Consider the following 7,524-nt stretch of genomic DNA (forward strand, 5'->3'; position numbering starts at 1 on the left):
ATCCGGACGGTGTAGTTGATCTGGGTGTCCCCGAGGCGGACGCCGACGGGGTTGGGGTTGTTGATCACCAGATCGGTGTGGATGACCGTGGTCTCCTCTGTCACCTCGCCGAACTCGTTGTCGACGGCCTCGACCGACGGCGCGCCGAGAACACCGAAAGCGACGGCGCCGAGAAGCGATGCAGTCAGAACACCGAGCACCGCTGCCACGACCTTCAGTTTCGCGAGGCCGAAGATCCCACGGTCGGATGTCATCGTCACTTCACGACGAAACGCGCCGGAAAGATATACTCTATGGCCTCCGTCGACGGTATCGGCGACGACGCAGGCGACGGCGATACCACGTCAAGACCGGCGAACCGCGAACGTCGGGATTTATGTTCGCCGTGCCGTAGGCCCCGGTATGGCAACCGCTTCGACGACGGACAAGGGTGTCGGCTTCCCGCTGGTGTTGGGCGTTCTCGCAGTGCTCGGCGCCGTCGGGATGACTGTCTTCGGCTTCACCGGCGACCAGCTCGCGGCCGCCCTCTCCTTCGGCGTCGCGATGCTGGCCGGCTCGCTGGCCATCGCGGCCTATCACGTCTACGGCTGATACGAACCGTTGTAGTCTGTTACCGGACGTCGCCGACCCGCACTGGCGATGGCCGGTACACGTTACAACGGTCCGTATGAAGGGCGCATCTTAAGCCCGTCCATCAACTAGGGATACGCATGAGTGAACTCAGCGACGAAGACGAGCGCATCCTCTCGCACCTCCGGGAGCGCGCCGACGGTGGTGACCGGTATTTCCGCGCGAAACACATCGCCGACGCCATCGGCCTGACCGCGAAACAGGTCGGGGCTCGCCTCCCGCGACTCGCCGAGTACTCCGAGGACGTCGACATCGAGAAGTGGTCCCGCGCCCGGTCGACGACGTGGCGGGTCACGCCAGAATAACCCCCGATGCGCCTCGCGCTCGCTCAGCTTTCTATCGAATCGGCGGCCGTCGACGACAACGTCGAGCGCGCCGTCTCGGCCATCGAAACCGCCGCCGAGGAGGGCGCCGACTGCGTCGCGCTTCCCGAGATCTTCAACGTCGGCTACTTCGCCTTCGAGAGCTACGAACGCGCCGCCGAACCGCTCGGCGGTGAGACACACCGGCGAATCCGCGAGGCGGCCATCGAACACGACGTTTCGGTCCTCGCCGGCACCATCGTCGAGGACCTCGCCGCCTCGGCAGACGCCGGCGAGGCCGTCCCCGCCGAATCGGGGCTGGCCAATACCGCCGTCCTGTTCGATGCCGACGGCAAGCGCCGACTCGTCTACCGCAAACACCACCTCTTCGGCTACGATTCGGCGGAAGCCGAACTGCTGGTGCCGGGCGACCAGCTCCCGACCGCCGACCTCGGCGGCCACACCGTGGGCGTGACGACCTGCTATGACCTGCGCTTCCCGGAACTCTACCGCCGACTCGTCGACGACGGTGCCACGATGGTACTCGTCCCGAGCGCGTGGCCCTACCCGCGGGTCGAACACTGGAAGCTCCTGCCGCGCGCCCGAGCGGTCGAGGACCTGCTGTACGTCGGCGCGGTCAACGGCTCGGCGACCTTCGAGGACGCCTCGCTGGTCGGCCGTTCGACCGTCTACGACCCGTGGGGGACGCCGCTCGCTTCTTCGGACGACGACGCGACTGTCGTCTACGCCGACTGCGACCCCGACCGGGTCGACGAGGTTCGCGAGGAATTCCCCGCACTGCGGGACCGACGCTAGGGCGAGGAAACGAGGGTTTATTAGTTAGCCCGGATTAATATCGCTTGCCTGAACGACGCTTTTCTCGTCGTGATGGCAGACCAACAACGCCCGCCGCGCGCCCGTCCATCCACCGAGTCGAGGTTGCCCGGTCCTCGGCTCGCTCGTCCGCCTCCCAACTCCTCTCCGCCACCTCGTTTCCACGCTCTCATCACCGAGAGCGACGCATCTCGTCGAACCAACGAAACCGGCGACGAGTCATACGGACCGTTGTAGTCCTTTACCGTTCAACCCGTCCGTATCAGTCGTCTTCGGTCTTGATGTCCGCCGACAGACCCTGCGCCATCTCGATCTCCTTGGAGTTGTTCAGCGTCCACGCCGTGCGCTCGGTGACGGCTTCGATGACCTCACGCGCGGAGGGGTAGCCGTTACCCGATTTCTTGACGCCGCCGAACGGCAACTGGACCTCCGCGCCGATACACGGGAGGTTGCCGTAAGCGAGGCCGAGATCGGCGTGGTCACGGAAGCGGTTGACCTGCCGGTAGTCGTCGGAGATGATGGCACCGGCCAGCCCGTAGGGCGTGTCGTTGTGGATCTCGATGGCGCGATCGATGTCGCCGTCGTATTCCAGCAGGGCGACGTGGGGGCCAAAGACCTCCTCCTTGATACACCGGAGGTCAGGGTCGTAGTCGATCTCGTAGACGAACGGCCCGACCCAGTGGCCCTCTTCGTGACCGTCGGGAATCTCGTCGGCGCCCAACTCCTCGCGGTCGACGAGGACGTTGGCACCCTCCTTCCGCGCGAGGTCGTTGTACCGGCCGAACTTCTCGATCTGGCCCTCGTCGACCAGCGGGCCCATGAAGGTGTCCTCGTCGAGGGGGTCGCCGACCGCGACCTTCGCGGCGACGTCGACGAACCGCTCTTTGAACTCGTCGTAGACGTCGGTGTGGACGATGAGGCGCTCGCTGGAGACACAGCGCTGGCCCGTCGTCTTGAACGAGGACATCACCGCCGAGTGGACGGCGATGTCGAGATCCGCCTCCTCGGTGATGACGATACCGTTCTTGCCGCCCATCTCGCAGGCCGCGAGTTTGCCGGGCGTGCCGCCGACCTTGTCGGCGATGGAATGGCCGACCTCCGAAGAACCGGTAAAGAGGATGGTATCGACCCGGTCGTCGTCGACGATGGCGGCGCCGGCGTCGCCGTAGCCCTGGACCATGTTGAAGACGCCGTCCGGGATGCCCGCGTCAGCGAACATCTCGGCGACGATCTGGCCGCACCACGGCGTCTGTTCGGCGGGCTTCCAGACGACGACGTTGCCCTCGACCAGCGCGACGGCCATGTGCCAGAAGGGAATCGCGACGGGGAAGTTCCACGGCGTGATACAGCCGACGACACCGCGGGGTTTGCGGCGCATGTAGGCGTCCTTGCTCGGAATCTCGGAGGGCACCACGTCACCGTGGGGATGGCGGGCGTTGCCGGCGGCCCACTCGACCATGTGCCAGGCCTCGGTGACGTCGGCTTTGCCCTCCGAGATCTCCTTGCCGCACTCGCGGGTGACGATTTCGCCCAACTCCTGGTGGCGGTCGCGCAGTTCGTGATAGATGTCCCAGAGGTACTCCGCGCGGTCGATGTAGGAGAGGTTCCGCCACTCCTCGAAGGCCTCGTCCGCGGCGGCGAGCGCGCGGTCGACCTCCGCGTCCGTCCCGCGGGGGAACGTTCCCAGCGTCTCCCCGTTGGCCGGGTTCGTGCTCTCGAAGGAGTCGCCGTCGCCTTCGACCCATTCGCCGCCGATATAATGGTCGTATTCTGCCATGTGGCAATACTTGCGCGGGCGGTGTGAAAAAGGTAGCCGACGCGTCGCCGAACCGCTTACGTCCCCGCGACTCCGAGGGCGGGCCGTGAAGGAGTTCGGCTTCGAGTTGCGGGTCTGTTCGTGGGCCGAGCGCAACTGGCCGCCCGCGGGACGAGGGCGGTCGGACGCCGCCAACAGCGACACCGGCGAGCGCGGCGCCGAACCCGACGCCCTCATCGCCCGCCAACTCGGCACCCGGCGCCGACGCTGGGATACCGTCGTCGTCGAAACGACCGCCGACGGCCTCGACCACCGCGCGCCCTTCGGCGACGAGCGGCTGGATTCGGACCTCCTGCATATCGCCCGCAACGCGCCCGGGTCGTGGACCTTCTATCGGGACGCCCTCCCCGACCCCAGTTATCCGTGGCGCTACGTCCGCGAGGCCGTCCACCGGGCCGCCGACCGCGAGTTCATCGAGAAACGCAGGAACGGCAACCGCATCGAGATTCGCCGCCGCTATCGCTACCCCGACTGGGTCGACCGCATCGTTGCCATCGAGAATAAACCCGACCTCGACGCCTCGGCCGCCCGCGTCCTCGCCGAGCAACTCGAACACGACGTGGCGCTGGGGCTGGCCGACGAGGTGTGGCTGGCGACGCGCGCGACCCGTGGGGAGATCGAACCGGCGCTTCTGGAAGCGATGCCTGTCGAAGTCGGTATCCTCGCCGTCTCCGAGGGCCCCGACGGCTGGCGGGCCGACCCGGTCTGGAACCCCCGGACGCTGGCGGTCGAGGACCCCGGCACCCGGATTCTGGACCGTCCCGACGGCGGCGATTACGACGCCTCGGCCTGTCGCTTCGAGTACGCCGACCCCGAATGGAAACACCGGAAGCGACTGGAGATTGCCGAACGCGCCTACGAGCGCGGCTGGCGCTCCTACGCCGATACGATGCGGCCCGACTGCCGGCATTTCGAGGTTCGGGAGCCAAAGGGGCCGTTCCCCTGGTGTGCCGCGAAGGGCCGCGAACAGACCGCCGCCGAGTGTTCCGGTCGGTGTTCGGAGTTCGCGCCGGAACCACCCGCGTGGCGCTCGAAGGGGTGGCCTATCGACGGCGGTCCGGGAAAGGCCACGAAGCGGTTGCTCGACGAGAAACGGCAGCGACGACGCTGACGCCACCGACAGCCGTTCGGCGGTGGCGCAACCGCTTTCCCCTCGCGGCCGGTAGAAATGGTATGTCACTCGACGAGGGACTCCCGCAGGAACAGGTCAACGAACTGGTCGACGAAACCATCGAGGAAAACGAGGTGGTGCTGTTCATGAAGGGGACGCCTATCGCGCCGCAGTGTGGCTACTCCGAGAAGGCTATCAACCACATCCAGCGACACCGCGATGATGTCGAAACCGTCGACGTGTTGACCTCCAGCGAGGAGTTCCGGGCGGCACTGGAGCGACACAGCGGCTGGACGACGATCCCGCAGGTCTACGTCGACGGGGAGTTCATCGGCGGTAGCGACATCCTAGTGGAACTCGACGAGCAGGGCGAACTCGCTGCCGAACTTAACGCCTGACTACCACGTAGCCCTATGTCATTCTGTCACAAAGGGAAGGACAGGTGATATAAGTGAGGAACCCCTACATTTAGGCGGACCACTCGCGTCAGAGGGTAAGCGCCCTCTGTGGGACAGGGATACCATGACCAGTCGTGTTTACAGACTTCATTCGACGCTGGAACTGCAACTCGACGACGTTCACGAATTCTTCGATGGGTACGAGTTACCCGTCGAGATAAAGGACGTCGAAGTAACGAGGCGAAACAATACACTCATCGTGAGTGCCGTTGCGGCCGAAGACAACATCTCGAAGTACACGCCGACGGCGCAGCTGAAGGCGAGCGTCACCGAGAACCGGATCTACGAGACCGAGGACGGATGGTCCGAGACTCCACCCGAACCGCAGAACGGTGCCGCTTCGACCGACAGCGACGACGATGACGGCCCACAGTGGGGCAGCCTCGGCGAAGGCGGCCAACTGCAGGAAGAAGAGGAGGAGATCAACTCCAAACTCGTCGAGTACGCCTGCTTCAAGGGCGACCGCGAGACCGTACTCCAGAATACGGCGCTGCAGTACCCGATGTTCGAGGTACTGTGCGACCTCGCGAAGTTCGCCGAGAAAGGCACGTTGACGGCCATCGCCGCCGTCGACGACGAACTCGAAGCTACCCGCATCGTCGACGGCGAAGAGCGCTCGGCGAGCATCGAGGTCATCGACGACCCTCGTGAGCGCGAAGGCGAGGACACCGTCAACTGGCGGGACAACAAGTTCATCAGCGACGACTGAAGTACGGCCCTTTTTCGAGCCAGCTACCTACCGAGCGAGAGCGCCACCCGTTCAGAAGCGAGTCACGAGCAGTGACCGGGATTACCGCTGTTCGAGCCGTCCGCCACAGACCCCGCAGGTCACGTCGGAGCCGCCCATCGTATTGATGACCTTCTCACGTTTGCACTCCGCACACAACGTCGCGCCACAACTCGTACACTCGTAGCCCTCGACCGAGGAGAACGACAGCAACCCCCGGAGACCGCCCGGTTGGGGCTTCATCTCCGTCCCGCAGTTGCTGCACTCCGCCATTACTGCTGTCTGGACCCCGACGACGAAAAGTCGTTTCGGCTGACGCGGTCACCCGTGAACGAAGTTTTGCCGAAAGCGCCGACGCCGCGTCACCGGTCCCCACGACGCTCACCGAACCCAAAAGACCCTTTAGCGTATAATGAGATGTAATTATACGCCATGAGTGAATTCCCCGACTACGTCGACGTCGACTATACGGACGGCGAAGGCAAAAACCCCGAGGACTACCCGAATCTCGAGGATAAGATCGAGAAGGCCATCGAGGTCGTCACGACCGGCCTCGAGGAGTACGAGAACCCCGCCATCATGTGGACCGGCGGGAAGGACTCGACGCTGACGCTGTACTTCGTCAAGGAAGTCGTCGAGCAGTTCGACTACGAGATGCCGCCGACGGTATTCATCGACCACTACCAGCACTTCGACGAGCTGCTCGACTTCGTCGAGCGATGGGCCGACGAGTGGGACCTCGAAGTCATCTTCGCGCGCAACGAGGACGTCGGCGCCTACGTCGACGAGAACGACCTCGAACCCGGCGACGACATCCCCGTCGACGCCCTCGACGAGAACAACCAGCACCACATCCGCAACATCCTCGAATACGAGGAGGACACCTTCCCGTTCCTGCTGGACACCTACGTCGGCAACCACCTGCTGAAGACCGTCGCGCTGAACAACACCCTCGAAGCCGAGGGCATCGACGGCATCATCTCGGGCATCCGCTGGGACGAACAGGAAGCCCGCGCCGACGAGACGTTCTTCAGCCCCCGCCACGACCCCGACATCTACCCCCCGCACGACCGCATCCAGCCGATCCTGCAGTTCGACGAGTCCGACGTCTGGGACGCCTTCTGGTTCTACGTCGTCCCCGAAACCGTCCCGGACTTCCCGGACGACGGCTACGTCCCCCAGGACTACGACGACCTGCCGAACGACCTCACCCACGAGGACATCCCGGTCTCGCCGAAGTACTTCGCCGGGTTCCGCTCGCTGGGGAGCGAGATCTCGACCGAGAAATCCGACGAAGAGCCCGCCTGGCTGCAGGACCTCGAGAACACGACCGAGCGCGCCGGCCGCGCCCAGGACAAGGAAGACCTGATGGAACGGCTGCGCGATCTCGGCTACATGTAGAGCCCTTTTGCACGGCGCGCTTCGCGCGCGTGGCGGCGTAGCCGCCACGTCATCCGGTTGCGGGCGAAGCCCGCAACCCGCCGGCAAAAACGTCCTCAGAAGCGCTTCGCGCTTCTGATGGGCTGCGGAAGACGCCGGAGGCGTCTTCCGAACGTTCATGAAAAAGACACGGCGGGCCTCCCTTTGCTCACTTCGTTCGCCGTCTGCTCGCGGGCCTGGGGCCCGCTCGCACGGTCCGCGGGACC

Annotated in this window: 9 protein-coding genes and 1 pseudogene; 7 read left to right on the forward strand and 3 right to left on the reverse strand. The window is 64.9% G+C overall.

Annotated elements, in window-relative coordinates; all coding sequences use genetic code 11:
* Positions 1-254 (reverse strand): annotated as a pseudogene (locus V5A53_RS11170) (LEA type 2 family protein); the annotation flags it as partial.
* A 148-nt stretch (positions 255-402) separates the two neighbouring features.
* On the opposite strand from V5A53_RS11170, the gene V5A53_RS11175 reads away from it, so the two are divergent.
* From V5A53_RS11175 to V5A53_RS11185, 3 genes are all read left to right on the forward strand, one after another.
* On the forward strand, positions 403-591 hold the full coding sequence (locus tag V5A53_RS11175) for a DUF7525 family protein (RefSeq protein ID WP_332313692.1): 189 nt from the start codon (positions 403-405) through the stop codon (positions 589-591).
* Positions 592-710: 119 nt separating this feature from the next.
* Positions 711-935 carry a DUF7123 family protein gene (locus tag V5A53_RS11180; RefSeq protein WP_332313693.1) on the forward strand — a complete coding sequence of 75 codons (225 nt, stop codon included), beginning with the start codon at positions 711-713 and terminating at the stop codon, positions 933-935.
* A 6-nt stretch (positions 936-941) separates the two neighbouring features.
* Complete coding sequence (locus V5A53_RS11185; RefSeq protein WP_332313694.1) at positions 942-1,748, forward strand: carbon-nitrogen family hydrolase; 807 nt, start codon at positions 942-944, stop codon at positions 1,746-1,748.
* A gap of 280 nt (positions 1,749-2,028) precedes the next feature.
* Here V5A53_RS11185 and V5A53_RS11190 read toward each other — a convergent pair whose 3' ends face one another.
* A complete protein-coding gene (locus V5A53_RS11190; protein WP_332313695.1) occupies positions 2,029-3,543 on the reverse strand; it encodes an aldehyde dehydrogenase family protein in 1,515 nt (504 codons plus the stop codon).
* A gap of 85 nt (positions 3,544-3,628) precedes the next feature.
* On the opposite strand from V5A53_RS11190, the gene V5A53_RS11195 reads away from it, so the two are divergent.
* The 3 genes from V5A53_RS11195 (at position 3,629) to V5A53_RS11205 (ending at position 5,860) form a co-directional block, all read left to right on the forward strand.
* Positions 3,629-4,693, forward strand: a complete 1,065-nt coding sequence (locus V5A53_RS11195; RefSeq protein ID WP_332313696.1) for a DUF5787 family protein — start codon at positions 3,629-3,631, stop codon at positions 4,691-4,693.
* A gap of 62 nt (positions 4,694-4,755) precedes the next feature.
* The gene (locus V5A53_RS11200; RefSeq protein ID WP_332313697.1) at positions 4,756-5,091 is read left to right on the forward strand and encodes a glutaredoxin family protein; all 336 of its coding nucleotides are present in this window, start codon (positions 4,756-4,758) and stop codon (positions 5,089-5,091) included.
* A 124-nt stretch (positions 5,092-5,215) separates the two neighbouring features.
* Positions 5,216-5,860, forward strand: coding sequence for a DUF7110 family protein (locus V5A53_RS11205; RefSeq protein WP_332313698.1), 645 nt, complete (start codon positions 5,216-5,218; stop codon positions 5,858-5,860).
* Between the two features lie 81 nt (positions 5,861-5,941).
* On the opposite strand, the gene V5A53_RS11210 is transcribed toward V5A53_RS11205, so the two are convergent.
* On the reverse strand, positions 5,942-6,151 hold the full coding sequence (locus V5A53_RS11210; protein ID WP_332313699.1) for a hypothetical protein: 210 nt from the start codon (positions 6,149-6,151) through the stop codon (positions 5,942-5,944).
* 159 nt (positions 6,152-6,310) lie between these two features.
* On the opposite strand from V5A53_RS11210, the gene V5A53_RS11215 reads away from it, so the two are divergent.
* On the forward strand, positions 6,311-7,279 hold the full coding sequence (locus tag V5A53_RS11215) for a phosphoadenosine phosphosulfate reductase family protein (protein WP_332313700.1): 969 nt from the start codon (positions 6,311-6,313) through the stop codon (positions 7,277-7,279).
* The last annotated feature ends 245 nt before the right edge of the window (positions 7,280-7,524 follow it).

This window comes from Natronomonas sp. (assembly GCF_036625485.1).
In the GTDB taxonomy this organism is placed as follows: domain Archaea; phylum Halobacteriota; class Halobacteria; order Halobacteriales; family Haloarculaceae; genus Natronomonas.

Bases quoted from the DNA above. Each gene is read 5' to 3' on its own strand.
- V5A53_RS11205 (WP_332313698.1), top strand. From the start codon at position 5,216: ATGACCAGTCGTGTTTACAGACTTCATTCGACGCTGGAACTGCAACTC.
- V5A53_RS11180 (WP_332313693.1), top strand. From the start codon at position 711: ATGAGTGAACTCAGCGACGAAGACGAGCGCATCCTCTCGCACCTCCGG.
- V5A53_RS11200 (WP_332313697.1), top strand. From the start codon at position 4,756: ATGTCACTCGACGAGGGACTCCCGCAGGAACAGGTCAACGAACTGGTC.
- V5A53_RS11190 (WP_332313695.1), bottom strand. From the start codon at position 3,543: ATGGCAGAATACGACCATTATATCGGCGGCGAATGGGTCGAAGGCGAC.
- V5A53_RS11175 (WP_332313692.1), top strand. From the start codon at position 403: ATGGCAACCGCTTCGACGACGGACAAGGGTGTCGGCTTCCCGCTGGTG.
- V5A53_RS11215 (WP_332313700.1), top strand. From the start codon at position 6,311: ATGAGTGAATTCCCCGACTACGTCGACGTCGACTATACGGACGGCGAA.
- V5A53_RS11185 (WP_332313694.1), top strand. From the start codon at position 942: ATGCGCCTCGCGCTCGCTCAGCTTTCTATCGAATCGGCGGCCGTCGAC.
- V5A53_RS11210 (WP_332313699.1), bottom strand. From the start codon at position 6,151: ATGGCGGAGTGCAGCAACTGCGGGACGGAGATGAAGCCCCAACCGGGC.